Origin of the sequence: Mesorhizobium sp. M4B.F.Ca.ET.017.02.2.1, assembly GCF_003998955.1 — a bacterium.
Taxonomy (GTDB): domain Bacteria; phylum Pseudomonadota; class Alphaproteobacteria; order Rhizobiales; family Rhizobiaceae; genus Mesorhizobium; species Mesorhizobium abyssinicae.
In genome coordinates this window covers 1-410 of the sequence record NZ_RZOF01000727.1, presented here as the reverse complement: position 1 = coordinate 410, position 410 = coordinate 1, and the positions used below count along the sequence as shown (strand labels likewise).

At 61.5% G+C, this 410-nt stretch carries 1 protein-coding gene and 1 pseudogene; both read right to left on the bottom strand.

All coding sequences use genetic code 11. From position 1 onward, the window contains the following. On the bottom strand, window positions 1-240 hold a 240-nt coding region (locus EN738_RS35060), incomplete at its 3' end, for an NAD(P)-dependent oxidoreductase (protein ID WP_145967075.1). Then, window positions 237-410, bottom strand: a pseudogene (locus EN738_RS36715) (transporter); the annotation flags it as partial. The gene EN738_RS35060 and the pseudogene EN738_RS36715, both read right to left, overlap by 4 nt.

Below are 410 nucleotides of genomic sequence, written 5' to 3'. Positions count from 1 at the left end.
GACCTGGATCGGCGACAGCATCTTGGCCGACAAATTGTAGACCATGTCGTCGGCCTTGAGCCCGACCGCCGCGACCGAAGCCGGATTGGTGACGTCGCAAGTGATGAAGCGCACCGAGCGATAATGCGGCAGGTCGCTCTTGACGATGTCGGCGACGACGACGTTCTCGCCGTCGGCGGCGAGCTTGGGCGCAAGATGACGACCGACGAAGCCGTCGCCGCCGAAAATCACATGTCTCATCGAAGGATCTCGCTTGTGCCGACCTTGTCGGAGGTGATGGAAGCGGTCTGGTCCTCATGCCCTCGTCCACTTTGCGCGATCAGAATTGTGCCGGCGCAGATGCAGGCAATGCCGGCGATGCGCCAGCCGTTGAGATCCTCGCGGAAGACGAAATAGGCAAAGACGGCGAC